The following is a 25889-nucleotide window of genomic DNA, read 5'->3' as shown; positions in this document are numbered from 1 at the left end:
CAGGCACCGGTGCGATCCGTACCGCCCGGAACCCCGCGGGCCGGTCACGCCGCCACGGGCAGCGGCGCCCGCTCCCCGCGCGACTCCAGCTCTCCCAGTGCCTCGCGCAGTTGCCGCGTGTGCCGGGGGCCGAGCCGACCGGTGTCGTCCAGCTGCACGGCGCAGGCCGTCGTCGTGTCCACGAGCCGTTCCAGCACCTCGGCGACGGCGTCCGTGCCCTCAGTGTGCCGGGCGAGCGCGGGCAGTTCCGCGGCGGCCAGCGCGATGGCGGTGCGGGCCTCGGCGAGGGTGCGGTAGGCCTCCCGGCGCAGCGCCCACCGCTCGGCGCGGTCACCGGACTCGCCGAGGACGTGCAGGAGGTAGGCGTGCGCGGCGTTCTCGGCCGCGGCCAGCCGGGACCTCACCCCGCCGCCGCGCTGCCCCGGCATCGGCAGGTGCCCGACGAGCAGCACGAGCACGCAGGCCAGCAGGGTCTCGCCGATCCGGCCGAGGGAGGCCTGCGGTTCCCCGCCGGCCATGACCAGGGCGAGGACGAGGACGGTGACGACGGCGGTGAGCGCCGCGAAGTGCCGGGTGGCGACCGGTACGAGGGCGCCGCACACCGCGACCAGCGCGACCAGTCCGGCCGGGCGGGGCAGGAGCTCCGCGCAACCGGCGAACACCAGGGCGCCCAGCACGGTGCCGGCGGCCCGGCACAGCACCCGGGAGGCGAGCGGGCCGAGATCGGGTTTGACGAGGAAGACGGCGGTGGCGGGCAGCCAGTACCAGTGTTCGTGGTGCCCGTACCAGCGGGCGTGGTGGAGGGCCTGGGCGATGGCGGCGCCGGCGCCGAAACTGAGGGCGACGCGCAGCCCGTACTCGCGGCCGCCGGCACCCAGCGCGGCACGCAGCGCCCACCGGGCACCGCGGCGCCGGCCTGGCGGCCCGCGGTGGGCGCCCTCGCCCCGGTCGAAGACCTCCGCCGCACGCAGGAGGGCGTCGTCCAGGGCGCGCAGGGCGGCCGCCGACCGGTGCGGCGCGGGCAGCGGGCCGGGCCCGGTGCCGGTGCGGATCGCCGCGGCGAGCCGCCGCGGGCCCTCCGCCGTCCGGGCCGGCACCGGCTCCCCCGCCCAGTACAGGGCGGTGGCGGCCTCGGCGAGCGGCAGCGCCGCCGCGAACCGGGCGTGCAGCCGGCGCTCGGCGGCGGAGCCGGCGTACCGGCGCAGGCGGGGTCCGGCGAGGGCGTCCTGGGCGTGGTCGAGGGCGGCGGTGAGCGCGGCCCGCCGGGCGGTGGCGTGCTCACCGCCCACGGCGTCGAGGAGCGCGGCGACCGCGTCGTACACCTCGGCGACCGCCGCCCGCTCCCCGTCGAACCGGAAGTCCCCGGGGAGCGAGCCGGGGGTGGGCAGGGCCAGCCGCAGCACGAGCAGCCAGCCGGCCCCGGCGAGGAAGGCCAGGGCGCGCTGCCAACCGGGTTCGGCCGCCGGCATGCCGGCCCCGACGGCCGCGGCGACCAGCAGCTGGGTCCCGGCGGCGGAGGCGACGGGTCCGGCCGCGCTGACGGCTCCGGCGACCAGCCCCAGCAGGGTGAGCACCAGGGTCAGCGGTACGGCGGTCAGACCCTGCCCGGCGTACGTGCCCACCAGCAGCCCGAGGGCGCCTGCCAGCGCGGGCACCCCGAGCCGCTTCACGGAGACCCGCCGGCCGCCGGGCCGATCGTTGATGCCGGCGAGCATCGCGGCGATGGCGGCGAGCACCCCGACGGCCGTCCGCCCGCCGAGCAGGCCGGCGAGCAGCAACGGCCCGGCGGCGAGCGCGCCCCTGGTCACGGCGCTCCAGGGAACGGGACCGCGCTGGGCACGGAAGGCGTGGGCGAGCCAGGGGGGTGTGGCGGGCCGGTACACGGGGCTCCTGTTCGTACGAGGGCGGGGTGGGCCCTCGGACGACGGCGGCCGGCGGACATTCCCACCGTAAAGGCTGTTCGCGGTGCGAAGGGTGTGCCCACGTTTCGCCCGTGTGAAAGGTGCCGGGCGGGCCGGTTTCATTATGAACGCAATCCCGGCCGCCCTCCCGCGGCATCCGGCGGCGGTCCGGCGCCCGCGCCGGGACGCTTAATTCGGATGCGGTCACGGACGGAAGGGGACGATCATCGGGCAGTTGCCCGTGGACCGGTCCGAGGAGTCGCTTCCATGATCCAGCGCGTCACCGTCCCCACTCTGTTCCCGCCGCCCACCTACTCCCACACCTCCGTCGTGGAGGCCGGCACCAGGCTCGCGTTCCTCGCCGGGGCGGTGCCGCTCACCGCCGACGGCGAACTGGTGGGCCCGGGGGACCCCGTACGCCAGGCCGAGCAGGTCATCGCCAACCTGCGTGAGCAGTTGCAGGCCGTCGGCAGCGACTTGGAACATGTGCTCGCGACGGAGGTGTACGTGGTCAGCAGCGAGACCGCGACCCTGTCCGCCGTGTGGGAGGTGGTCGAGGCGTCCGGTCTGAGCCGGGGGCCGCACTCGTCCACGCTGCTCGGCGTCGCCTGCCTCGGATACACCGGGCAGCTGGTGGAGATCACGGCCACGGCTGTGGTGCCGGAAGCACCTGACCGGGTCTGACAGCGATCCGCCGGCAGCCGTCACAGCAGCCCGGCCGTTCCCGCCGCCGTGCGCAGCACCTCACGCAGCATCTCGGTGGTGAGACGGCCGGTGAAGGTGTTGCGCTGGCTGACGTGGAAGCAGCCGAACAGGTCGAGGCCGTCGAGCGCGACCCGGGTGCCGTGGGCGAAGGCCGGCCGGGGGCGGGGCACGGTCCAGCCCGCCTGCGCGAACGCGGGCAGCGCGGCCTGCCAGCCGAAAGCACCGAGGACGACCGCGGCCCGCAGCGTCGGGCGGAGCAACGTCAGCTCCTGGACCAGCCAGGACCGGCAGGTGTCGCGTTCACCCGGGGTCGGCTTGTTGGCGGGCGGGGCGCAGTGCACGGGCGCGGTGACACGGACGCCGTACAGCTCCAGGCCGTCGTCGGCACGGACGGACGTGGGCTGGGAGGCGAGCCCCACGTCGTACATCGCTTGGTAGAGCACGTCACCGGAGCGGTCGCCGGTGAACATGCGGCCGGTGCGGTTGCCGCCGTGCGCGGCCGGGGCCAGACCGATGATCACCAGCCGGGCGTCGGCGGGGCCGAAGCCGGGGACCGGCCGCCCCCAGTACGTCTCGTCGGCGAACGCGGCCCGCTTGGTACGGGCCACCTCCTCGCGCCAGTCGACCAGCCGGGGGCAGGCACGGCAGTCGGCGACACGCCGGTCGAGACGGGCGAGGGCGCTGCTATCGTCCATACCGTCCCGTGTGCCCCGAGGTGCTCGGGCGAACGCGGCATCCGGCGCCCGAACACGCTGATCAGACCCGCCTGCCGGCGAGGCCGGGGCAGCCCGCGCCACCGCGGCAGCCGGTCTCGCGACCGCGCGCGGCGCCGCGGAGAGGGCCGCCCATCACCGCTGCCCCGGCGGCTGCGCCGGGGGGCCGCTGACATCGGCCGGCCCCCGGCCTGCCCGTCGGCGTCGGCGCCGGCGTCGGTGTCGGAGGACGGCCCCAGACTGTCAGCGCCGGCGCAGCAGGCTCAGCAGGTCCCTGTTGTGCTGCCGCCGTGCCCAGGCGATCAGGAGGAGCGGCACGAGCAGGATCAGCGGGGTCGCCGCGTTCTGGCCGTCGAACGCGGTGAGCTGGACGATGAACGCGCCGACCATGAGCGCGCCGAGGGCGAGGGCGGCCACGGACTGGAGCACCGGTATCAACAGAGCGATGGCTCCGGCGAGTTCGAGGGCGCCGATCGTGTACATGGCCCCGCTGCCCCAGCCCATTGCGTCGAAGGACTCGACGGCCGACGGGTACGCGATGAGCTTGGGCAGGGCGCTCGCGATGCCGTAGAACAGCGCGAGCAGCACCTGCACGGTCCGCAGGGCGATCCGGAGCCCACGTGACCGGCCGGTGACGGGCGAGCCGGGGCCCCTGGTGGGCGTCGTGGTGCCGACGGGGGCGGTGGTCTCCGACATGGATGTCTCCTGGTGAGGCGGCGAAGCGGTGCCGGTTGCTTTCACCGACGTAGACCGGCCGGACACCGGAAACTCATCGCCGCGGCCCCGGCCGGCGTCACGCCCTGGGCAGTGCCCTCACCCAAGTACCGTCCGGGGTGAGATACGCGTCCACCTCCAGTCCTGCCTCCGCCAGCGCCGACTCGAACTGCTCCTTGGTCAGGGGCCGGGACAGGAACGTCTGTGTCCAGACCGCGTCCGGGAACACATACTCGGAGCGGACCGAGTTCACCCCGTCCCCGACCGGCTCCGCCGAGACGATCCGCACGGTGAATCCGCTCGGGTCGACCCGTTCCCTGGGCACATCGGAGTGGTAGTCCTCGCCCTCGCGCTGGATGAGCACACAGCCGCCCGCCGCCACATGCCGGACGCAGGCGCGCAGCAGGTTTCCGCGCACCTCCTCGTCACCGGCGTGCACCAGGAACGACGCGAGCATCACCACGTCGAACGTCTCACCCAGGTCGAGGCTCTCGATGGGACCGCATATCGTGCGCGCTCCGCGGACCCGGGCCAGCATGTCGGCTGACTCGTCCACCGCCGTGACCGTGAAGCCGCGCTCCAGCAGGGCGTGGGTCACCCGGCCCACGCCGCTGCCGAGTTCCAGGATGTGCGCCCCCGCCGGTACCGCCGCGGCGATGACGTCCGGCTCGCCGCCCACCGGCAGCCGGGCGTACAACTCCACCGCGCAGCCGTCCGGGGTGATCGCACCCGGTCCCGTACCCTCGTGTCCCTCACGCATGTCGACCCTCATGCCCGCACAACGGCCCGCCTGCGCATGCCCGTTCCCGTCCTCCCCCGATTCACCCGTTCGAGTCATTCAGCGTGGAACGGGAACCATCCGTGCCCGATGTACCAGTGGCCACCCGCCCGCAGATGGTCGCCGACCGCCCGCTCCACGGACGTGCGGCGGGGCAGCCCGGCCACCGGCAGGTCCGGGTCCCCGAAGACGAACCGGACCGGCTCGGCGTCAGCCGGTGCCGTCTCGTCGCAGGCGATGCGGAACCGTTCCTGGAAGCGGACGATGCCGGATCCGGCGGGCAGGTGACGCCGTAACTGCGGGTCGAGGAGCCAGGAGTGGCACATGAGGGCGCCCGGCCGTTCCCCGGGGAAGTGCAGGGGGAAGAACGCGCGGGCGAGGGCCAGGGAGCGGTCGCAGGCGGACGGGGTCAGCGGGCCGTGGAAGTCGGGGACGTGCAGGTTCAGGCAGGGTGTCCCGGGTGCCGCGTCCAGTCCCGCCGCCGCCGTCACCCGGGCGTCACGGTCCCCGAGTCGCGCCCGCTCGAACTGCAACCGGCCCAACTGGTAGAGCTCCCCGCGGAAGTGGCGGACCAGCCAGCGCCGCGACTGCACGCCCGTCCTGCCGTGCCGCCCGCGGTACGCGGCCATGTGCCGGCCCAGGTCGGCCAGGGTGCGCCGGGAGATCTCGGCCGGGATGCCGCGCGCCCGGTGATACGCCCGCGTGCGGGGGAGGGCGGCGAGGAAGACGTACACGGGGAAGACGTCGGCCAGTTCGGCCGGGGCCGCGGCGAACGGCTCGGCGAGGTCGGGTGTGCGGCCCGTGTCCCACGGTTCCCGGAGCAGTTCCTCGACGCAGTCCGTGAGGAGTCTGAGCGTGCCCGGGTCAGCGGTCACCCCTCGTCGGCGCGCGACGAGTTCGTTGATGTCCTCGTGCGGTACGGCCAGGTCGAGGAGGAGTTCGGGCAGGTCGTCGGCGTCCGGCAGCACGTGCGATGCCCCCTTTCGGTTCCGGCGGACGGTTCCGGCGGACGGCGCCGCGCGCGTCTCACCGAGCATGATCGGCGGTGGCCGGCTCCCGCCCTCCCGGCGGTCGCCCCGCGCGCGCCGCCGCACGCCGAGCCGTCCTCCCTGTCCCGGTGGCGCCCCGCCGGCTCCCGCTCCCCGTCACCCCGTCGAGAGCCTGTCGAGCACCCGGCCCACCCCACCGCGCCGGATGCCGCTCCCCCGTGCTCCGTCGGGCGTTGATGTGCGTCATCATCGAAGAGTACGGTGCGAGGAGGAGTGGAGTGGTGGTCCGATGCGTACCGGCAGTGAACCGAGAACCGCGCGCAGCCCCCTGCGGGCGCGGTTCTGGCTGAGCGTGTGGGGGCTGCTGTGGTCGGTCCTCGGCACGGCGGTGTTCGCGCTGGCCGGGCGCCCCGGCTGGGCGGTGGCCTGCGGCGTGCTGTCACTGGTGGTCGCCGTCGACATGGCCATGATCCTCAGGCATCTGCGCCAGGGCCCGCACTACCAGCCGGGCCGTGACATCCCCCCGTACCAGCCGCCGGAAGCGGGACCGCCCCACCCACGGCCTCCCTACCCCCGGCCGCCCCGCCCCGGGCCGCCCAGGCACCGGCACCCGTGATCGACGGCACGGGCGCACCGGCCGGCCGAGCAGGCGCCGGTCCGGCCCGCCGTCAGGCCTCGAAGCGCGCCGCCTTCAGGTAGTCCGGGTTCGGGTCGAGTGCGGCGGCCAGCCGGAAGTGGCGCTTGGCCTGCTCGGGACGGTTCTGGCGCTCGTAGGTGCGGGCCAGCGCGAAGTGCGCGAAGGCGTTGTCCGGCTCGCGTTCCAGCACGATGGTGAACTCCAGCTCGGCCGGTCGCAGTTGTGCCGCGGCGAAGAAGGCTCGCGCGCGCAGCAGCCGGGCGGCGGTGTTCTCGGGGTGGGCGGCGATGACTCCGTCGAGCAGCTTCACCGCGCCCAGGGGGTCCCGCGCTTTGAGCAGTTGCTCGGCGGCACGGAAGTCGATCACGTGGGTTTCCGGCGTAGGTCCGATGGAACCGCTGGTCTCGGGCACGACTGAGTCCTTCCCTCACTCCACCGCTCCAACGCTCCGTGCCGGACCGCTATTCCGCGGCCGCACCGCCCTCGCCCGGCGTCCGGCCCCCGCCCCGACGCGCTCGCCTCACGAGGTCGTCCCAGACCTCGGCGACGCGCTTCCTCAGCGCGTCCAGGGGTACGTCGTTGTCGATCAGGATGTCGGCGATCGCCCGGCGTTGCTCGCGGGTCGCCTGCGCGGCCATACGCGCGCGTGCGTCCTTTTCGGTCATCCCGCGCAGTCGGACCAGCCGGTCGAGCTGGGTCTCGGGGGCGGCGTCGACGACGATCACCACGTCGTAGAGCGGCGCCAGGCCGTTCTCGGTGAGCAGCGGCACGTCGTGGAGGACGACGGCGTCCTCGGCCGCGGCGCTCTCCAGCTCGCGGGACCGGGCGCCCACCAGGGGGTGCACGATCGAGTTGAGGACGGCGAGCTTCTCCGGGTCGGCGAAGACGATCGAGCCGAGCCGGGGCCGGTCGAGGCTGCCGTCGGCGGTGAGGATGTCGGTGCCGAAGGCGTCGGCCACGGCGGCGAGGCCGGGGGTGCCGGGCGCCACGACCTCGCGTGCGATGCGGTCCGCGTCGATCAGCACGGCCCCGTGCTCCACGAGCAGCCGCGACACCTCGCTCTTGCCGGCGCCGATCCCGCCGGTCAGGCCCACTGTCAGCATGAGCGGAAGCTTAGGCCCTGCCGTGGCCGGCGTAGCCGGCGGCGGCCTGCCTAAGGCCGGGGGTCAGTTCTCGCCCTCGCGCTCGGCCAGGAAACGCTCGAATTCCTGACCGATCTCGTCGGCCGACGGGATCTCCACGGCCTCGGCGAGCATGTTGCCCCGGCTCTCGGCGCCCGCCGCGGCGTCGTACTGGTGCTCCAGGCCCTGCACGAGCGCGGTCAGCTCCTCGTCGCCCTCCTGGATCTGGCGGTCGATCTCGGTCTGTGTGCGGTGCGCGTCCGTGCGCAGCGCGTGCGCGACGCCGGGCAGGACCAGGCCGGTGGCGGCCGTGATGGCTTCCAGGACGGTGAGGGCCGCGTCCGGGTACGGGGAACGGGCGATGTAGTGCGGGACGTGCGCGGCGACACCCAGGACGTCGTGCCCGGCTTCCATGAGGCGGTACTCGACCAGCGACTCGGCGCTGCCGGGCACCTGGGCCTCCTCGAAGGGGCTGCGGTGGCCGGGGACGAGGTCGTTGCGATTGCCGTGCGGGGTCAGGCCCACGGGGCGGGTGTGCGGGACGCCCATGGGGATGCCGTGGAAGTTCACGGACAGGCGGACGCCGAGCCGCTCCACCAGCTGTCGCACCGCCGCCGCGAACCGTTCCCACTCCACGTCCGGCTCCGGGCCCGACAGCAGCAGGAACGGGGCACCGGTGGTGTCCTGGACGAGGTGGACCTCGATGGCCGGGACGTCGTAGTCGGTCCAGCGGTCCCGCTTGAAGGTCAGCAGGGGCCGGCGGGCGCGGTAGTCCACGAGCCGGTCGTGGTCGAAGCGCGCCACGACCTGGTGGGGCAGCGAGTCGAGCAGCCGGTCCACGATCTGGTCGCCGGTCTCCCCCGCGTCGATGTATCCGTCGAAGTGGTAGAGCATGACCAGGCCGGCCGACTCCTGGGCGAGCGCCATGTCGACCACGGCCAGGCCCTTCGGCTCCCATGCGTACAAACCCTGCGGATCAAGCACTGTGACCGCCCCTCCTCGTGTTCCCCTCCCACAACGCGCCCCGGAGCGGGGGAATTCCCGCGACACGCCGCTGATCAGCGATCTCGCACGCGACCCCTTGACGACCTGTCACCTGGTCCGTACCTTCACGACGACCAGTGATTCATGATGAAGTCCGTCGTTCACGTAGGCGAACGTTCGACAGGAGCACTCATGCGCGCACGCACGTCGCTCGTCTCCCTGCTCGTCCCCGCCCTCGCGGCCGGCGGACTGCTTCTCGCCGCCACCGGCCCGGCCTCGGCCGCCACCGTCGAGGTCACCACCGCGGCCCAGCTGAAGACCGCCCTCGGCGCCGCCCGGCCCGGCGACACGATCCATCTGGCGGACGGCACCTACACCGGCAACTTCAAGGCGTCGACGCCGGCCACGGCTTCCGCGCGCATCACCCTCACCGGCTCGCCGCGGGCCGTCCTGACGGCGGGCGGCGGCTACGGCCTGTACCTGAACGGCGCCTCGTACTGGACGGTCAGCGGCCTGACCGTGACCGGCGGCCAGAAGGGCATCATGATCGACGCGGCCAGGGGTGTCGTCGTGGACGGCGTCACGGTGCACGGCCTGGACATGGAGGGCGTGCACTTCCGCGACTCCAGCACGGACGGCGTGATCAGGAACTCGAGGATCTACGACACCGGGAACGACGGCCGGGGCATGGGCGAGGGCGTGTACGTCGGCACCGCCAACACGCTCACCGACCGGAGCGACCGCATCCAGATCGTGGGCAACACGATCGGCCCGGACGTGGGCGGCGAGAACGTCGACATCAAGGAGGGCACGACGGGTGCCCGGATCATCGGCAACACCTTCGACGGCAGCGGCCTCACGGGCGCTAACTACGACGACTCCTGGGTCGACGTGAAAGGCAACGACGTCCTCGTGCAGGACAACACGGGCAGCGACACCACCAACGACGGCTACCAGACCCACACGCAGCAGTCCGGCTGGGGCTGCGGCACGGTCTTCAGGGGCAACCGGTCGACGCTGACCGGCGCGACCGGCGCGACGCGGCTGGCGATCGACGTCACCGGCGACAGCGCCGCCTGCCGGACGACCGTCTACAGCACCAACACGGTGACCGGCGGCAACGGCCTGACCAACGTCCAGGTGACGCCGTAGGCACAGTCGGAGGTGCGGCCCGGGAACAGCCGGCGCCCCGGGGAACGCCTGAGGGGCCGTACCTCGAAAGGTACGGCCCCTCAGCCGACTATCGGCTAAGCCTCAGCGGCAGCGATCAGCTCTGGCCGCCGGCCAGCTTCTCGCGCAGTGCGGCCAGCGCCTCGTCCGAGGCCAGGGCACCGGAGGTGTCCGCACCCTCGGAGGAGTACGAACCGCCACCGCCGCCACCGGCGGACGCGGCCGGAGCCGCAGCCTCGCCACCCTCGGCCGCAGCGGCCTCGTCGGCCTCGCGGGACTTGATGACCTGCTGCTGGTGCTGCTCGAAGCGGGACTGCGCCTCGGCGTACTGGTGCTCCCACGCCTCCCGCTGGGTCTCGTAGCCCTCGAGCCAGTCGTTGGTCTCGGGGTCGAAGCCCTCGGGGTAGATGTAGTTGCCCTGGTCGTCGTACGACGCGGCCATGCCGTACAGGGTCGGGTCGAACTCGACCGAGGCCGGGTCGCTGCCGAAGGCCTCGTTGGCCTGCTTCAGCGAGAGGCTGATGCGACGACGCTCGAGGTCGATGTCGATGACCTTGACGAAGATCTCGTCGTTGACCTGGACGACCTGCTCCGGGATCTCCACGTGGCGCTCGGCCAGCTCGGAGATGTGGACCAGACCCTCGATGCCCTCGTCCACGCGGACGAACGCACCGAACGGAACCAGCTTCGTGACCTTGCCGGGCACGACCTGGCCGATCTGGTGGGTGCGGGCGAACTGCTGCCACGGGTCTTCCTGGGTCGCCTTCAGCGACAGGGAGACGCGCTCGCGGTCCATGTCCACGTCGAGAACCTCGACGGTGACCTCCTGGCCGACCTCGACAACCTCGGAGGGGTGGTCGATGTGCTTCCAGGACAGCTCGGACACGTGGACCAGGCCGTCGACGCCACCCAGGTCCACGAAGGCACCGAAGTTGACGATCGAGGAGACCACGCCGGAGCGGACCTGACCCTTCTGGAGGGTCGTGAGGAAGGTCTGGCGGACCTCGGACTGGGTCTGCTCGAGCCAGGCACGGCGGGACAGGACCACGTTGTTGCGGTTCTTGTCCAGCTCGATGATCTTGGCCTCGAGCTCCTTGCCCACGTAGGGCTGGAGGTCGCGGACACGGCGCATCTCGACCAGCGAGGCCGGAAGGAAGCCGCGGAGGCCGATGTCGAGGATGAGACCACCCTTGACGACCTCGATGACGGTACCGGTGACGATCCCGTCCTCTTCCTTGATCTTCTCGATGGTGCCCCAGGCACGCTCGTACTGGGCGCGCTTCTTCGAGAGGATCAGGCGGCCTTCCTTGTCCTCCTTCTGGAGAACAAGGGCCTCGATCTCGTCACCGACGGCGACGACCTCGTTGGGGTCGACGTCGTGCTTGATCGAGAGCTCGCGGCTCGGGATCACACCTTCGGTCTTGTAACCGATGTCGAGCAGGACCTCGTCCCGGTCGACCTTCACGATGACGCCGTCGACGATGTCGCCGTCGTTGAAGTACTTGATCGTCTCGTCGATCGCGGCGAGGAAAGCTTCCTCGTTACCGATGTCGTTGACCGCTACCTGCGGGGTGGTGGCGGTGGTCTCGGTGCTGCTCGTCATGTGGGAAAGGGCTCCGGTACGGACATTGAAGTCGTAGGTACTGCTTACGCCGGGAGCCCGTTTCGCTCTGAAGAAGCCGGACAGCCAAGGAAGCGCCACTTGAGCACCGGATGCCCGGTGGCGCCTCGACAACCGAGGGGACATACAACAGATGCGAGCGCAGCCTGCTACGTCTGAGGAGCGCAGGCCCGCAGCGCAACTTGTAGCATACGGGGGCAGCCGGGCAGGGTCAATGCGCGAAGGCGCACACCCGGGGCGGATCACCGCATACCCGGCAGAAGAAATGTCTCAGCGGGCCGCGCGTGCCCGTGGAAGTCCTGCCGTACGGCCCCTGTGCGGGTTGGACGGAAGGGTACGACGAGGGAGCCGATCATCCAAGAGCCTCAGACGTACGAACCGGAGGGCTCCGAGGGGTTCGAGCCGGAGGCCACCCGGCGTGACGCGGACGTCACGGAAAGCGCGCGGGCCAACCGCGGCTGGTGGGACCGCAACGCCGACGACTACCAGACCGAGCACGGCACCTTCCTCGGCGACGACCGCTTCGTGTGGGGCCCGGAGGGCCTGGACGAGGTGGAGGCCGAGCTGCTCGGCCCGCCGGAGGAGCTGAAGGGCCAGGCGGTACTGGAGATCGGCGCGGGTGCGGCCCAGTGCGCGCGCTGGCTGGCCGCGCAGGGTGCCCGCCCGGTGGCCCTGGACCTCTCGCACCGGCAGTTGCAGCACGCCCTGCGGATCGGCGGGTCGTTCCCGCTGGTCTGCGCCGACGCCGGCGCGCTGCCTTTCGCGGACGGGTCCTTCGACCTGGTCTGCTCCGCGTACGGGGCGCTGCCGTTCGTGGCCGACCCGCGGCTGGTGCTGCGCGAGGCGCACCGGGTGCTGCGGCCGGGCGGCCGGTTCGTGTTCTCGGTGACCCATCCGATCCGCTGGGCGTTCCCGGACGAGCCGGGCCCCGAGGGCCTGACGGTGGCCTCCTCCTACTTCGACCGCACGCCCTACGTGGAGCAGGACGAGGACGGCCGCGCGGTCTACGTGGAGCACCACAGGACGCTCGGCGACCGGGTGCGGGACATCGTGGCGTCGGGCTTCCGGCTGGTGGACCTGGTGGAGCCGGAGTGGCCGGCCTGGAACACCTCCGAGTGGGGCGGCTGGTCGCCGCTGCGCGGGAACCTGATCCCGGGCACGGCGGTCTTCGTGTGCGAGCGGGACCGGATCTCCTAGGCGGCGTCCGCTCGTCGCCGCGCACGCGCGCGTGGGAAGGGTCCTGGTTGTCGTACGACACTGGGGGCGTGATCCGTGACGACGCCCTGGACGCGCTGCCCGTGCGCTCCGCCCTGCCCGCCCTGACCGACGCCCTGGAGGGCGGCGGTGCCGCCGTGCTGGTGGCGCCGCCCGGCACGGGGAAGACGACCCTGGTGCCGCTGGTGCTCGCGGGGCTGGTCGGCGGCGGTCCCGCGCGGCGGGTGGTGGTGGCCGAGCCGCGGCGGATCGCGGCCCGGGCGGCGGCCCGGCGCATGGCCTGGCTGCTCGGCGAGAAGCCGGGCGGCAGCATCGGCTTCACGGTGCGCGGTGAGCGGGCCGTGGGGCGGCACACGCGCGTGGAGGTCGTGACGACCGGTGTGCTGTTGCAGCGGCTCCAGCGCGACCAGGAGCTGGCCGGTACGGACGCCGTCGTCCTCGACGAGTGCCACGAGCGGCATCTGGACGCCGACACGGTGGCCGCGTTCCTGTGGGACGTGCGGCAGGCGCTGCGGCCGGACCTCCGGCTGGTGGCCGCGTCGGCGACCACCGACGCCGGGGGGTGGGCGCGGCTGCTCGGCGGGGCGCCGGTGGTCGAGGCGACGGGCGTGGCGCACCCCGTGGACGTGGTGTGGGCGCCCCCGGCGCGTCCGGTACGGCCACCGCACGGGATGCGGGTCGATCCCGCGCTGCTGGCCCACGTGGCGGCGGTGGTGCGGCGGGCGCTGGCCGAGCGGGAGGGGGACGTGCTGTGCTTCCTGCCCGGCGTCGGCGAGATCGCGCGCGTGGCCGGACAGCTGGGAGGCCTGGGCCCGGTGGACGTCCTCCAGGTGCACGGGCGGGCGCCGGCCGCGGTGCAGGACGCGGTGCTGGCGCCCGGGGAGCGGCGCCGGGTGGTGCTGGCGACGTCCGTGGCGGAGTCGTCGCTGACGGTGCCCGGGGTGCGGGTGGTGGTGGATTCCGGGCTGGCGCGGGAGCCGCGGGTGGACCACGCGCGCGGGCTGAGCGGGCTCACGACCGTGCGGGCGTCGCGGGCGGCCGGGCGGCAGCGGGCCGGGCGGGCCGGGCGAGAGGCGCCGGGGGCGGTGTACCGGTGCTGGACGGAGGCCGAGGACGGCCGCCTGCCGGCTTTTCCGGCACCGGAGATCAAGGTGGCCGATCTGACCGCGTTCGCCCTTCAGGCGGCCTGCTGGGGCGATCCGGACGCCTCCGGGCTGGCGCTGCTGGATCCGCCACCGGGCGGAGCGATGGCCGCGGCGCGGGAGGTGCTGACGGCCGTGGGCGCGGTGGACTCCACGGGGCGGGCCACGGAGCTGGGTGTCCGGCTGGGCCGGCTGGGGGTGCATCCGCGGCTGGGACGGGCGCTGCTGGACACCTCGGGCGGGGGCGCGGAGGTCGTCGCCCTGCTCTCCGAGGAGGTGCCGAGGGAGTACGGCGACGATCTCGCCGCTGCTCTGCGGCGGGCCCGGCACGGGGGTGACGCCTACGCGGGGCGGTGGGCCGCGGAGGCGCGGCGACTGCGGGCCGTCTCGGCGGAGTTCTCCGCTCCGCCCGCCGGGAAGGCGGGCCCGGGCGGCGCCGTCCGGGTCGGACCGGGCCTCGGCGACGACCGTCTCGCCGGGACCGTGGCGTCGCTGGCCTTCCCCGAGCGTGTCGCCAGGCTGGACGGCGGGTCGTACCTCATGGCCTCAGGGACGCGGGTCGAGCTGGGTGAGGGATCGGCGCTGCGGGGGGCGCCCTGGATCGTGGTCGCGGTCGCAGGCCGGCCCGCCGGAACGGGGCACGCGCGTGTGCGGCTCGGGGCCGCCGTACCGGAGGACGTGGCACGGGACGCCGCGGCGACGCTCCTGGAGGAGCGGGAGGAGGTGCGCTGGGCCGACGGGGACGTCGTGACCCGGCGCGTGGCGCGGCTGGGGGCGATCGAGCTGGCCGTACGGCCCCTGCGGGACGCGCGTCCGGCCCTCGTACGCGCCGCCCTCCTGGACGGGCTCCGTCAGGAGGGGTTCGGGCTGCTGCGCTGGTCCTCCGGGGCGGAGCTGCTGCGGCAGCGGCTGGCGTTCCTGCGGACGCACCTCGGGGCGCCGTGGCCGGACGTGTCGGACGAGGCGCTGCACGCGCGCGTGGACGAGTGGCTGGAACCGGAGCTGGGCCGGGCCAGGCGGCGGGCGGATCTCGGACGGATCGACGCCGGGCAGGCGCTCGCACGGCTGCTGCCCTGGGCGGGCGGGGAGGCCGCCCGGCTGGACGAGCTGGCACCCGAGCGGATCACCGTGCCGAGTGGGTCCAGAATCCGGATCGACTACGGGACTCCGGAGCGGCCGGTGCTCGCGGTGAAGCTCCAGGAGCTGTTCGGGCTCCAGGAGACGCCGGCCGTGGCGGGGGTGCCGCTGCTCGTGCACCTGCTCTCCCCCGCCGGACGGCCCGCCGCCGTCACGGCCGACCTCGCCTCCTTCTGGCGGGACGGGTACCGGGCCGTGCGCGCGGAACTGCGCGGACGCTATCCCCGGCATCCGTGGCCCGAGGACCCGGCGACGGCTCGGGCGACCCGGCACACGAAGGCGCGGGCGGACCGGGCTTGACCACAGGCGAGCGCGGGGTGAGCCGTTCGAGGGGCGCTCGCCGCACCGGTACCGACGGCGCATCAGTTCACGCGTCGCGGGCAAGGCGTGGGTGAAGTGACGGCAGCGCCCTCCCCGCCCCGCCGGAGCGGGGAGGGCGCCCTGCCGGTCGTGCCCCGGGGTCAGGAGGAGGCGGACCCGGTCGGGGACGGCGTGGTCGGGGTCGGCGTGGTCGGGGTCGGGACGGTCGGGGACTCGGCGGGGGCGACCTTCAGTTCGACGGTGAGGGTCGCGCCGCCGGTGGTGGTGATGCGGAGCAGGAAGGTGCCCGCGGTGTCGTCCGCGTACAGCTTCGGCAGGGTGAGCAGGCCCTTGTCGTCCGTCTTCAGGGTGGTGAGGGTGCGTACGGGTTTGCCGTCGGCGTCCTTGAAGTAGGGGCCCTTGTCGTTCGCCGTGGCGTCGGCCGCCGACTTGACCAGGGTGGCGGTGGCCGCGACCTTGTCCGCGACGGTGCCCAGGTACGTCGCCTTCACCTGGACCTGGTCGGCGAACTCGCCGCCCGGGGCGCAGGTCAGCGGGGTGTCGCCGGTGCGGGTCAGGGTGTCGGCGGCGCGCTCGGTGACCGTGGCGGTGTAGTCGACGCCCTTGGCCGGGCGGCCCACGACGGACACGGTGACCTTGAAGTCGCCGGTCTTCTCGCCGGCCTGGAGCGCCGGGGCCAGCGCGACGCCCTTGGCGTCGGTGGCGACCGTGGCCACGGTCTCGCCACCGGTGAAGGTGGCATCGGTGCCGCCGGTGATGGTGAACCGGAGCCTGACCTTGGCCACGGACTTGCCCACCTTGGTCTCGGCGCGGGCGCTGATCCGCTCGGTGAAGGCGTCGCCGGCCATCGCGGTGAGCTTCCCCGTGCCCGCGTCCTTCAGGTGGTCCACCAGGTCGGTGTTGGACGGCGGGGGCGTGGGCGGGACGGGCGGCGTCGGCGGCTTCGGGTCGGGCGTCTCGTGCCCGGCGTCGCCGTTGCCGCCGTTGTCGTGGCCACCGTTGCCGTCGTCCTTGCCGGGCTTGCCGGGCTTGCCGGGCTTGCCGGGCCGGTCGGGCTTGCCGGGCCGGTGGGGCTTCGGTGCGGGCTCGGTCGTCGGGGGGTGCGTGGGCAGCGGGGACATGGGGAGTCCGGAATCCGTGTCGCTGCGGTGCTCGGGCACCCCGCCGGTGCCGTCGGGGATGGAGTGGGTGCCCTTGCGGTAGTACTCCATCCAGTTCAGGACCAGATTGAGGTAGTCCTGCGAGTTGTTGTAGCTGAGGATCGCCCGGTGCAGGTCGGCCTCATGGGACAGGTCCCAGCCGTTGCGGCACAGATAGTGGCCCGCGGCGAGCGCCGCGTCGTAGACGTTGTTGGGGTCCTTCTTGCCGTCGCCGTTGCCGTCGCGGCCGGCCCAGGCCCAGGTGGACGGGATGAACTGCATGGGACCGATGGCCTGGTCGTACGCGCTGTTGCCGTCGTACGCGCCGCCGTCGGTGTCCGCGATGAGCGCGAAGCCGTTGCCGTCGAGCTGCGGGCCGAGGATCCGGCGCAGCGTGGTGCCGCCGGCGTCGACCTGGCCGCCGCGGGCCTGCCCCGACTCCACATTGCCGATGGCGGCGAGCAGTTGCCAGGGCAGGTTGCAGCCGGGCTTGGTGGTGCGCAGATCGGCCTCGGCCTTCTTGTACGCGTCCAGGACCGTCGCCGGGATGCCGCCCTCGGCCCTGCTCACGGGGCCGGTGGGACCGGCGCTCGACGAGGGGCTCGGGCTGGGGCTGTTCAGCGGGGGCAGGTCCGTGTAGTACGGCGAGTTGCCGGTGGCGTTGCCGTCGGTGTCCGGCGCGGGTGCGGCGGCACCGGCTGCCGTCTGTCTGCCGTGCTCCTCGCCGGCCGCTCCCGGAGCCTGGGACGCGGAGAGAGCCGCGACCGCCGCCGCGGCCACGGCGGTACTCGCCGCTCCCTTGCGCAGTCGCCTGCCGAAATGCGCCGCCATGAAGTGAACCCCTCCCATGGACGCCCGTGCGTCCGTCTCCGCCTGACTGCCTCGCTCTGGTGTGACGGTTGACCCGGTGCTGTGGTTGCCCCTGTTCCGCATTTCCATGTGTGCGCTGTGCGGTCGACCGCGCGTCCGGCACGGTGACGCACGTGACCCTACGACAACTTGCTGTGAGCGGGCACCCGTTCGGGCCCGATTTCAGCGGCCGGCCGGTGGTCGTCGGCGAGAAGGCGCCCGCACCGCGGTCCCGCATACTGGGCGGACTCGATCACCGGTGCCGTGTCCCGGCCCGGCGACCGCTCCAGGGGGTTGCGTTGCCGTTCACACTCAGCCACGCGGCAGCCGTGCTGCCCGCGGTCCGCCGGGACGGGGGCGGCCGGGGCCGGCTGGTGCCCACGGTGCTCGTCACCGGCTCCTTCGCGCCCGACGTGCCCTACTACGCGGCCGGGATCCTGCCGGGCGGCATGGAGTCCGGATCGCTCACGCACTCGTTCACGGGTGTCGTCACCGTCGACGTCCTCATCGCCTGGGGGCTCACGGGGTCGTGGCTGCTGGCCCGGGAACCGCTGCTCGCGCTGCTGCCGGTGGCCCGGCAGGGAAGGCCGGCCGCCCTGCTGCGCCTCGGTGGGCCACGCGCGCGCCCGGGCGTCATTGCGGCGGGCCGGTGGTACGGCTCCGCGGTGCTCGGCGCGCTCACCCACGTGGTGTGGGACGCGTTCACGCATCACGACCGGTGGGGGACGCGGCTGATCCCGGCCATCGGGCGGGACCGTCCGGCGGGCGTGCCGCTGTTCACGTGGCTTCAGTACGGGTCGTCCGTGGCGGGTGCCGTGGCGATCGCCCTGTTCGTGGTCCGCGCGCTGCGGCAGGCGCCGGACGGGGTGCCGGCGGGGGTGCCCGTGCTGTCCGTGCGGGACCGGTGGTGGGCGCTCGCGGTGATCGGCGGCTGCGCGCTGGCCGGGGCGGCGCAGCGGGCGGCGGGCTGGTGGGAGCACCAGGGGGCGGTGGTGCGGCCGTGGGAGCTGGTGCCCACCCTGTGCTTCGGGGTGGGCGCCGGGGTGGTGCCGGGGCTGCTGCTGTACGCCGTCGGGGTCAGGTTCCGGCGTCCGGCCGCTACTCCCGGGGCTCGTGGTGAGGCGGCCGGTGCGGGCCGGGAGCGGCCGGTCGCTCGGTGAGGGACGCCACGAAGACGGTGAGGGTGTGCCGGGGGCGTGCCCTCGGTATCCGGGTGAGCGCGAGGGCGAGGTAGCCGCGGACCAGGTCGGCCCACAGGCGCCCGTCGGGAACGCGGGCCGTACGGCCGGCGAGCCGGCGCCGGAGGTTCCTGGTGACCCTGCGGACGGTGACGGCCAAGTCGGCCGGGATGCGGGCGGTGCTCGCGTCGGCCGCGAGGAGCGGGACCCGCGAGGGGGGCATGGCCTGCGCCGAGAAGGTGTCCGCCCGGTCCCGGGGCCCTGCCTCGGGCGTCCGGCGGTGAAGCATGCGTATACCCATGCCCGCAGTGTTGCGGCTGCGGGGGGTGGTGGGCGTTCTGGCGGGGGCCACGAGAGTGACGGCCCCTGCGCGAACCACCTGCCCCGCCGCACGGTTCCCGGCACCGCGCGCAGGTGGGAGGGGGTGGTGCCGAGGCTCCGGCACCGGGATGCGCCGGAGGGGGCGCCGCGGCCCGTCGGCCGCGGCGCCCCCGGCCCCGCGGGTCGTGGGCTAGTGGGCTGCCGATTCCCAGTCCGGGCCCACGCCCACCGAGACGTCCAGCGGCGCTCTCAGGTGGACGGCGTTCGCCATCTCGCGGCGGACGATCTCCTCCGCGGCCGCCCGTTCCCCGGGGGCGATCTCCAGGACGATCTCGTCGTGGACCTGGAGGAGCATGCGGGAGGTGAGGCCGGCTGCCCGCAGGGCGCTGTCCACCTTCAGCATGGCGAACTTGACGATGTCCGCCGCGGTGCCCTGGATGGGCGCGTTGAGGGCCATGCGTTCGGCCGCCTCGCGGCGCTGGCGGTTGTCGCTGTTGAGGTCGGGGAGGTAACGGCGGCGCCCGAAGAGGGTCGCCGTGTAGCCCGTGGCCCGGGCCTCGTCGACCGCCCGGCGCAGATAGTCCCGGACCCCGCCGAAGCGCTCGAAGTAGGCGTCCATCAGGGCCCGGGCCTCGGCCGCCTCGATGTTCAGCTGCTGGGACAGGCCGAACGCCGACAGGCCGTAGGCCAGGCCGTACGACATGGCCTTGATCTTGCGCCGCATCTCCGCGTCGACCGCGTCGCGCTCGACGCCGAACACCTGGGAGGCGGCCGTGGTGTGCAGGTCCTCGCCGGAGGTGAACGCCTCGATCAGGCCCGCGTCCTCGGAGAGGTGGGCCATCACCCGCAGCTCGATCTGGCTGTAGTCGGCGGTCATCAGCGACTCGAAGCCCTCGCCGACCACGAAGCCCCGGCGGATCGCCCGGCCCTCGTCGGTGCGGACCGGGATGTTCTGGAGGTTCGGGTCGGTGGAGGAGAGCCGGCCGGTCGCGGCCACGGTCTGGTTGAAGGTGGTGTGGATGCGGCCGTCGCCCGCGATGGTCTTGATCAGACCCTCGACGGTGACGCGGAGCTTGGCCTGCTCCCGGTGCCGGAGCATGATCACCGGCAGTTCGTTGTCGGTCTGGGTGGCGAGCCAGGCCAGGGCGTCGGCGTCGGTGGTGTAGCCGGTCTTGGTCTTCTTCGTCCTCGGCAGGGCCAGCTCGCCGAAGAGGACCTCCTGGAGCTGCTTGGGCGAGCCCAGGTTGAACTCGTGGCCGGCCGCCGCGTGCGCCTCCTTCACGGCCTGCTGCACCGCGCCGGCGAACATCTGCTCCATGGCCTCGAGGTGCGCGCGGTCCGCCGCGATGCCGTGCCGCTCCATGCGGGCGAGCAGCGCGGACGTGGGCAGCTCCATGTCGCGGAGCAGGTCGGCGGCGCCCACCTCCGCCAAGCGGCCCTCGAAGGCCTCACCGAGGTCGAGGACCGCGCGGGCCTGGATCATCAGGGCCTCGGCCTCGGCGCCGTCGTCCGCGCCGAAGGCCAGCTGGCCGTCGGCCGCGGCGGCGGGGGCCAGCTCGCGGTGCAGGTACTCCATGGACAGCGCGTCCAGGTCGAAGGAGCGGCGGCCCGGCTTGACCAGGTACGCGGCGAGCGCGGTGTCCATGTGGACGCCCTCGACGCTCCAGCCGTGCTCGGCGAAGACGCGCATGGCGCCCTTGACGTTGTGGAACACCTTGGGGCGGCCGGCGTCGGCCAGCCAGGCCGCGAACGCGTTCTCGTCGGCCTCGTCGAGCTCGGACGGGTCGAACCAGACCGCCGCTCCCCCCGCCGTGGCGAGGGCGACCTCGGCGACCGAGCCGGCGCCCAGCGCCCAGGTGGCGACGGTGGCGACGCCCAGGGTGCCCGCGCCGTGCCCGTCGAGCCAGGGGGCCAGTTCGCCCGTGCCCAGGATGCTGCCGTCGATCTCGACGCCGTCACCGGCGACCGGGGCGGCCTCGGCCTCCTCCGTGCCGGGGTCGACGGCGAAGAGACGCTCACGCAGGGACGGGTTGCGGATCTCCAGGGTGTCCAGGACCATCGCGACGGCCTTGCGGTCGTAGGGGGCCCGCTCCAGCTCGGTGACCGCCCTGGGCAGCTCGACCTGGCGCTCCAGTTCGGTGAGGACGCGGTTGAGCTTGACCGATTCCAGGTGGTCGCGGAGGTTCTGGCCGGCCTTGCCCCTGACCTCGTCGGCCCGCTCCACCAGCTCCGCGAACGAGCCGAACTGGTTGATCCACTTCGCGGCGGTCTTCTCGCCGACGCCGGGGATGCCGGGGAGGTTGTCGGACGGGTCGCCGCGCAGGGCGGCGAAGTCGGGGTACTGGGCGGGCGTCAAGCCGTACTTCTCGAGGACCTTCTCCGGGGTGAACCGGGTCAGCTCCGAGACGCCCTTCGTGGGGTAGAGCACCGTCGTGTGCTCGGTGACCAGCTGGAAGGAGTCGCGGTCGCCGGTGACGATCAGCACCTCGAAGCCCTCGGCCTCGGCCTGGGTGGCGAGGGTGGCGATGATGTCGTCCGCCTCGAAGCCCTCGACGGCGAAGCGCTGCGCGTGCATCGCGTCGAGCAGTTCGCCGATCAGCTCCACCTGCCCCTTGAACTCGTCCGGGGTCTTGGAGCGGTTCGCCTTGTACTCGGTGAACCGCTCGGAGCGCCAGGTCTTGCGCGAGACGTCGAAGGCCACCGCGAAGTGCGTGGGCGCCTCGTCACGCAGGGTGTTCGCCAGCATCGACGCGAAGCCGTAGATCGCGTTCGTGGGCTGGCCGGTCGCGGTGGTGAAGTTCTCCGCGGGCAGCGCGAAGAACGCGCGGTAGGCCAGCGAATGCCCGTCCATGAGCATCAGCCGGGGGCGCTTGCCGCCGGGGGCGCTGTCGGTCTGCTTCGATGCTGTTTCTGCCACGTCCCCGATCCTGCCACGCCGCACCGACAGTCCGGACCGGGCGCCTCGGCCCCGCCCCCCGGCGGGCCCGCCCGGCGGCGCTGTCAGTGGGCCGTGGGAGGATCGTCGGCGTACTTGTCACGCGCAGTCGAAGGGGAGCGTGCGATGGCGACGAAGCCGCCCAAGGGTGATCCGGTTCAGGACGCGCCGCAGGTCGGGGAGCCGAAGCACGCTGCGGCGGGGCTGCCGGCCATCGGGCACACCCTGCGGATCGCCCAGCAGCAGATGGGAGTGCGGCGCACCGCGCTGACGCTGCTGCGGGTGAACCAGAAGGACGGCTTCGACTGCCCGGGCTGTGCCTGGCCCGAGCCGGACCACCGGCACGCGGCGGAGTTCTGCGAGAACGGCGCGAAGGCCGTGGCCGAGGAGGCCACGCTGCGCCGGGTCACGCCCGAGTTCTTCGCGGCGCACCCGGTCGCGGACCTCGCCGGCCGCAGCGGCTACTGGCTGGGCCAGCAGGGCCGGCTCACGCACCCCGTGTACCTCCCCGAGGGCGGCACGCACTACGAGCCGGTCGGCTGGGACCGCGCCTTCGACATCATCGCCGAGGAGATCGCCGCCCTCGGCTCCCCGGACGAGGCCGTCTTCTACACGTCGGGCCGCACCAGCAACGAGGCGGCGTTCCTGTACCAGCTCTTCGCGCGCGAGCTGGGCACGAACAACCTCCCCGACTGCTCCAACATGTGCCATGAGTCGTCGGGGTCCGCGCTCAACGAGACCATCGGCATCGGCAAGGGCAGCGTCCTGCTGGAGGACCTGTACCAGGCCGACCTGATCATCGTCGCGGGCCAGAACCCGGGCACGAACCATCCGCGCATGCTGTCCGCGCTGGAGAGGGCGAAGGCGAACGGCGCGCGCGTCATCAGCGTCAATCCGCTGCCGGAGGCGGGCCTGGAGCGGTTCAAGAACCCGCAGACCCCGCAGGGCCTCCTCAAGGGCGCCGCGCTCACCGACCTGTTCCTCCAGATCCGCATCGGCGGTGACCAGGCGCTCTTCCGGCTCCTCAACAAGCTGGTCCTGGAGACGGACGGCGCGGTCGACGAGGAGTTCGTACGCGAACACACGCACGGGTTCGAGGAGTTCGCCGAGGCCGCGCGTGCCGCCGACTGGGACGAGACGCTCGCGGCGACCGGGCTCACCCGCGCGGAGATCGAGCAGGCGCTGGGCATGGTCCTCGCCTCGCGGCGGACCATCGTGTGCTGGGCCATGGGCCTCACCCAGCACAAGCACTCCGTCCCGACCATCCGCGAGGTGGTCAACTTCCTGCTGCTGCGCGGCAACATCGGCCGCCCGGGCGCGGGCGTGTGCCCGGTGCGCGGGCACAGCAATGTCCAGGGTGACCGCACCATGGGCATCTTCGAGCGCCCCGCCCCGGCCTTCCTGGACGCCCTGGAGAAGGAGTTCGGGTTCGCACCGCCGCGCGAGCACGGTCTCGACGTCGTACGGGCCATCCGCGCGTTGCGCGACGGGGAGGCCAAGGTCTTCTTCGCCATGGGCGGCAACTTCGTCTCGGCCTCCCCCGACACCGAGGTCACCGAGGCCGCGATGCGGCGCGCCCGGTTGACCGTGCACGTCTCCACGAAGCTGAACCGCTCGCACGTGGTCACCGGCGCGCGGGCGCTGATCCTGCCCACCCTGGGCCGCACCGAGCGTGATGTGCGAGACAGCGGTGAGCAGTTCGTGACCGTCGAGGACTCGATGGGCATGGTGCACGCCTCACGCGGCCGCCTGAAGCCCGCGAGCCCGCATCTGCGGTCCGAGCCGGCCATCGTCTGCGGCCTGGCGCGCCGGGTCCTCGGCGGGCGCAGCGTCGTGCCGTGGGAGGAGTTCGCGAAGGACTACACGGCGATCCGGGACCGTATCGCACGCGTGATCCCCGGTTTCGAGGACTTCAACGCGCGCGTGGCCCGGCCCGGCGGTTTCGCGCTGCCGCACGCCCCGCGCGACGAGCGCCGTTTCCCGACCGCCACGGGCCGGGCGAACTTCACGGCGGCGCCGGTGGAGTACCCCGCGCTGCCAGAGGGCCGGCTGCTGCTGCAGACGCTGCGCTCGCACGACCAGTACAACACCACGATCTACGGGCTGGACGACCGCTACCGCGGCATCACGGGCGGGCGCCGGGTGGTGCTGGTGCGTCCCGAGGACGCGCGGGCGCTCGGGGTCGCCGAGGGCGCGTACGTCGACCTGGTGAGCGAGTGGCGGGACGGGGTGGAGCGGCGGGCGCCCGGTTTCCGGGTGGTGCTGTATCCGACGGCGCGCGGGTGCGCGGCGGCGTACTACCCCGAGACGAACGTGCTGGTGCCGCTGGACGCCACCGCCGACACCAGCAACACCCCCGCCAGCAAGTCCGTCGTCGTACGCCTGGAAGCCCACACCGGGGACGCGGGGAGCCGTCTGGAACAATCGGCGGCCGACTGAGCGTTTGCTCAGCAGCAGACAGGTGGACGAACGGAGCCGGCCGATGGGTGAGCAGCAGCGAGTGGAGTTCCCGCAGGAGATCCTCGACGAGTACGCGGCGCTCGGTGTCGACCTGCCGGCCCTGTTCTCGGCCGGTCATCTCGGCACGCGCATGGGCGTGCAGATCGTGGAGGCCTCGGCGGACCGGGTCGTCGGGACGATGCCGGTGGAGGGCAACACCCAGCCCTACGGCCTGCTGCACGGCGGTGCCTCCGCGGTGCTGGCGGAGACGCTGGGCTCGGTCGGCTCGATGCTGCACGGCGGCAGTTCGAAGATCGCGGTCGGTGTGGACCTCAACTGCACGCACCACCGGGGGGTCCGCTCGGGCTCGGTGACGGGCGTGGCCACGCCGGTGCACCGGGGCCGGTCGACGGCGACGTACGAGATCGTGATCAGCGACGACGAGGACCGGCGGGTCTGCACCGCCCGGCTGACCTGTCTGCTGCGGGACGCCCGGCCGGGCGAGGCGGCGCCCGCTCGGCCCGCCGGAAGCTGAGCCCTTCCTCGCCGGAGCGTCACCCCCGCGCGGCCGGAGGCCGAAGCCCGGCCCGCCGCGGCGTTGCCCCCCGCCGTCCCTCCCCTTAGCTTCGGCACATGGGACGGCGAGGAGGCCCCCGGCCGGGGGTGAGGTTCCTGGTGTGCGGGCTGCTGGCGGTGCCGGTGTCGCTGGGCGCGACGGGCTGCGGCGGACCCGAAGGTTCCGCGCGCCCGCACCCGGGCGCCACCGGCCGCTTGGCACATCCACCCTCCGGCGGCGCCGGACCCGCGCCCGCGTCCGCCCCGGCACCCGCATCGCCCTCTGCCGTCTCCGACACCGACCTGTGCACCAGGATCGTCGCGTACTGGTCACGCAGGGCGCTCGGCGACGACACCTACGGCGACTACCAGTCGATGGGCCTGTCCCATGGGCAGTACCAGATCCTGCGGGACGTCGTGGCCGCGGCGCGCGTCACCCTGCGGCGCCAAGGGCTCGCGGCGGCCGACGAGTTGATCGACCGTCACGTCCGCCGGGCGTGCATCGAGCGCTACCGTCACGGCCCCCCGGGCGAAGGCCCCTGGACATGAGCGGCATCGGCCCGCCGGAGCCCGGTGAGGGCACGCACGCGTGGGACACCCGGCACCCGCGAGGCCCCCGTCCGGCCGGCCGCACGCGCGCGGCCGCGGCCGCCCGGTACGCCCGCCACCGGCGGACGACCCTGGCGCTGGCCACCGCGACCGCGCTCCTCGGTGCCGGCGGCGCGCTCTACGCCACCCGGCCGCAGCAGCCGCTCCCGCATCCCCCGCGCCCACACCCCGAGGCCCCGTATCCCTCCCAGGTGGTGGACGTCACCTACCTGGAGAGCCGGCCCACTCCGGCGGGCGCCCCGCCGCGTAGCTTCAGCTTCACGGTCCTGCTGAGCGTGGCCTCGGGGCCGCCGGTCACCGTGACGCGCGTGGCCCAGCCGTACGCGGGACTGTCCCTGACGACACGGCCACCGGCTCCGTGGCGGACCGGCGCGGGTGCGGCGCGCGAGGTCACGGTCACCATGCACGTCACGAAATGCGGAAAAGTGCCCTGGCACGCCGGGCTCCCTTTCCTTGACCTAACTCTGCGTAATGCGCGCGCAATACAGGTACAGAGCTTCATCCTCGGCGGCCGTTACGCGCGGCACCTCTCCCACGCCGTGGAGGTAGCCTGCGGCAACAGAGTTCGGTAATTAGCAAAACGCCCGAGACGCCTGGTTGGATCATGGCAGGTCCTGCGGGTTCTCAGAATGCGGACAGCGCGAATCCACCTGAATTCGTCCGTTCCCCCCACGTCGTACCGCTCTGCATTACGCCGTGTCATAACAAGAGCGTCA

Annotated in this window: 22 protein-coding genes; 10 read left to right on the top strand and 12 right to left on the bottom strand. The window is 73.4% G+C overall.

The features are described from left to right. Positions 1 to 44 precede the first annotated feature (44 nt). The gene (locus ACGFT1_RS23170) at positions 45 to 1883 is read right to left on the bottom strand and encodes an FUSC family protein (RefSeq protein ID WP_373910854.1); all 1839 of its coding nucleotides are present in this window, start codon (positions 1881 to 1883) and stop codon (positions 45 to 47) included. A gap of 285 nt (positions 1884 to 2168) precedes the next feature. Here ACGFT1_RS23170 and ACGFT1_RS23165 point away from each other — a divergent pair, with 285 nt between their 5' ends. Next, positions 2169 to 2585: a RidA family protein gene (locus ACGFT1_RS23165; protein ID WP_373910852.1), complete on the top strand. Its 417-nt coding sequence runs from the start codon at positions 2169 to 2171 to the stop codon at positions 2583 to 2585. A gap of 20 nt (positions 2586 to 2605) precedes the next feature. On the opposite strand, the gene ACGFT1_RS23160 is transcribed toward ACGFT1_RS23165, so the two are convergent. The 4 genes from ACGFT1_RS23160 to ACGFT1_RS23145 form a co-directional block, all read right to left on the bottom strand. After that, a complete protein-coding gene (locus ACGFT1_RS23160; protein WP_356820898.1) occupies positions 2606 to 3301 on the bottom strand; it encodes a uracil-DNA glycosylase in 696 nt (231 codons plus the stop codon). Positions 3302 to 3562: 261 nt separating this feature from the next. Further along, entirely contained in the window at positions 3563 to 4015 is a 453-nt protein-coding gene (locus ACGFT1_RS23155; RefSeq protein WP_373910851.1) for a DoxX family protein, read from the bottom strand. A 97-nt stretch (positions 4016 to 4112) separates the two neighbouring features. Then, the gene (locus ACGFT1_RS23150) at positions 4113 to 4793 is read right to left on the bottom strand and encodes a class I SAM-dependent methyltransferase (protein ID WP_373910850.1); all 681 of its coding nucleotides are present in this window, start codon (positions 4791 to 4793) and stop codon (positions 4113 to 4115) included. Positions 4794 to 4867: 74 nt separating this feature from the next. Further along, the gene (locus ACGFT1_RS23145) at positions 4868 to 5779 is read right to left on the bottom strand and encodes an acyltransferase domain-containing protein (RefSeq protein ID WP_373910849.1); all 912 of its coding nucleotides are present in this window, start codon (positions 5777 to 5779) and stop codon (positions 4868 to 4870) included. A gap of 310 nt (positions 5780 to 6089) precedes the next feature. Between ACGFT1_RS23145 and ACGFT1_RS23140 the strand changes: the two genes are divergently transcribed. After that, positions 6090 to 6416, top strand: a complete 327-nt coding sequence (locus tag ACGFT1_RS23140; protein ID WP_373910848.1) for a DUF6343 family protein — start codon at positions 6090 to 6092, stop codon at positions 6414 to 6416. Positions 6417 to 6468: 52 nt separating this feature from the next. On the opposite strand, the gene ACGFT1_RS23135 is transcribed toward ACGFT1_RS23140, so the two are convergent. The 3 genes from ACGFT1_RS23135 to ACGFT1_RS23125 form a co-directional block, all read right to left on the bottom strand. Further along, on the bottom strand, positions 6469 to 6849 hold the full coding sequence (locus tag ACGFT1_RS23135; protein WP_373910847.1) for a tetratricopeptide repeat protein: 381 nt from the start codon (positions 6847 to 6849) through the stop codon (positions 6469 to 6471). A gap of 49 nt (positions 6850 to 6898) precedes the next feature. Next, complete coding sequence (gene coaE / locus ACGFT1_RS23130) at positions 6899 to 7540, bottom strand: dephospho-CoA kinase (protein ID WP_373910846.1); 642 nt, start codon at positions 7538 to 7540, stop codon at positions 6899 to 6901. A gap of 63 nt (positions 7541 to 7603) precedes the next feature. After that, positions 7604 to 8542 (bottom strand): PAC2 family protein, encoded by a 939-nt coding sequence (locus ACGFT1_RS23125; RefSeq protein ID WP_373910845.1) that lies wholly within the window; start codon positions 8540 to 8542, stop codon positions 7604 to 7606. A gap of 192 nt (positions 8543 to 8734) precedes the next feature. Between ACGFT1_RS23125 and ACGFT1_RS23120 the strand changes: the two genes are divergently transcribed. Next, positions 8735 to 9694, top strand: coding sequence for a right-handed parallel beta-helix repeat-containing protein (locus tag ACGFT1_RS23120; RefSeq protein WP_373910844.1), 960 nt, complete (start codon positions 8735 to 8737; stop codon positions 9692 to 9694). 115 nt (positions 9695 to 9809) lie between these two features. On the opposite strand, the gene rpsA is transcribed toward ACGFT1_RS23120, so the two are convergent. Then, positions 9810 to 11315, bottom strand: a complete 1506-nt coding sequence (gene rpsA, locus ACGFT1_RS23115; RefSeq protein WP_373910843.1) for a 30S ribosomal protein S1 — start codon at positions 11313 to 11315, stop codon at positions 9810 to 9812. Positions 11316 to 11648: 333 nt separating this feature from the next. Here rpsA and ACGFT1_RS23110 point away from each other — a divergent pair, with 333 nt between their 5' ends. Both ACGFT1_RS23110 and hrpB read left to right on the top strand, forming a co-directional pair. Then, positions 11649 to 12530, top strand: a complete 882-nt coding sequence (locus tag ACGFT1_RS23110) for a class I SAM-dependent methyltransferase (protein WP_373910842.1) — start codon at positions 11649 to 11651, stop codon at positions 12528 to 12530. 68 nt (positions 12531 to 12598) lie between these two features. Further along, on the top strand, positions 12599 to 15127 hold the full coding sequence (hrpB, locus tag ACGFT1_RS23105; RefSeq protein WP_373910841.1) for an ATP-dependent helicase HrpB: 2529 nt from the start codon (positions 12599 to 12601) through the stop codon (positions 15125 to 15127). Between the two features lie 161 nt (positions 15128 to 15288). Here the strand turns inward: hrpB and ACGFT1_RS23100 are convergent, their stop codons facing one another. After that, on the bottom strand, positions 15289 to 17118 hold the full coding sequence (locus ACGFT1_RS23100; protein ID WP_373910840.1) for a lytic transglycosylase domain-containing protein: 1830 nt from the start codon (positions 17116 to 17118) through the stop codon (positions 15289 to 15291). Between the two features lie 317 nt (positions 17119 to 17435). Between ACGFT1_RS23100 and ACGFT1_RS23095 the strand changes: the two genes are divergently transcribed. Further along, on the top strand, positions 17436 to 18296 hold the full coding sequence (locus ACGFT1_RS23095) for a DUF4184 family protein (protein WP_373910839.1): 861 nt from the start codon (positions 17436 to 17438) through the stop codon (positions 18294 to 18296). On the opposite strand, the gene ACGFT1_RS23090 is transcribed toward ACGFT1_RS23095, so the two are convergent. Together ACGFT1_RS23090 and polA are read right to left on the bottom strand one after the other, a co-directional pair. After that, positions 18235 to 18615 (bottom strand): hypothetical protein, encoded by a 381-nt coding sequence (locus tag ACGFT1_RS23090; protein WP_373910838.1) that lies wholly within the window; start codon positions 18613 to 18615, stop codon positions 18235 to 18237. The two genes, ACGFT1_RS23095 and ACGFT1_RS23090, sit on opposite strands and share 62 nt — an antisense overlap. 210 nt (positions 18616 to 18825) lie before the next feature. Then, a complete protein-coding gene (polA, locus tag ACGFT1_RS23085; RefSeq protein ID WP_373910837.1) occupies positions 18826 to 21552 on the bottom strand; it encodes a DNA polymerase I in 2727 nt (908 codons plus the stop codon). Positions 21553 to 21696: 144 nt separating this feature from the next. Between polA and ACGFT1_RS23080 the strand changes: the two genes are divergently transcribed. From ACGFT1_RS23080 to ACGFT1_RS23065, 4 genes are all read left to right on the top strand, one after another. Further along, positions 21697 to 24009 (top strand): FdhF/YdeP family oxidoreductase, encoded by a 2313-nt coding sequence (locus ACGFT1_RS23080; RefSeq protein ID WP_373910836.1) that lies wholly within the window; start codon positions 21697 to 21699, stop codon positions 24007 to 24009. A 43-nt stretch (positions 24010 to 24052) separates the two neighbouring features. After that, a complete protein-coding gene (locus ACGFT1_RS23075) occupies positions 24053 to 24544 on the top strand; it encodes a PaaI family thioesterase (protein ID WP_373910835.1) in 492 nt (163 codons plus the stop codon). A 98-nt stretch (positions 24545 to 24642) separates the two neighbouring features. Beyond that, the gene (locus ACGFT1_RS23070) at positions 24643 to 25113 is read left to right on the top strand and encodes a hypothetical protein (RefSeq protein WP_373910834.1); all 471 of its coding nucleotides are present in this window, start codon (positions 24643 to 24645) and stop codon (positions 25111 to 25113) included. Next, the gene (locus ACGFT1_RS23065; protein WP_373910833.1) at positions 25110 to 25745 is read left to right on the top strand and encodes a Tat pathway signal sequence domain protein; all 636 of its coding nucleotides are present in this window, start codon (positions 25110 to 25112) and stop codon (positions 25743 to 25745) included. The genes ACGFT1_RS23070 and ACGFT1_RS23065 overlap by 4 nt, the downstream gene beginning before the upstream one ends. The last annotated feature ends 144 nt before the right edge of the window (positions 25746 to 25889 follow it).

This window comes from Streptomyces sp. Y20, from assembly GCF_043195475.1.
Classification (GTDB): domain Bacteria; phylum Actinomycetota; class Actinomycetes; order Streptomycetales; family Streptomycetaceae; genus Streptomyces.
This window is presented reverse-complemented; position numbering and strand designations above follow the sequence as displayed.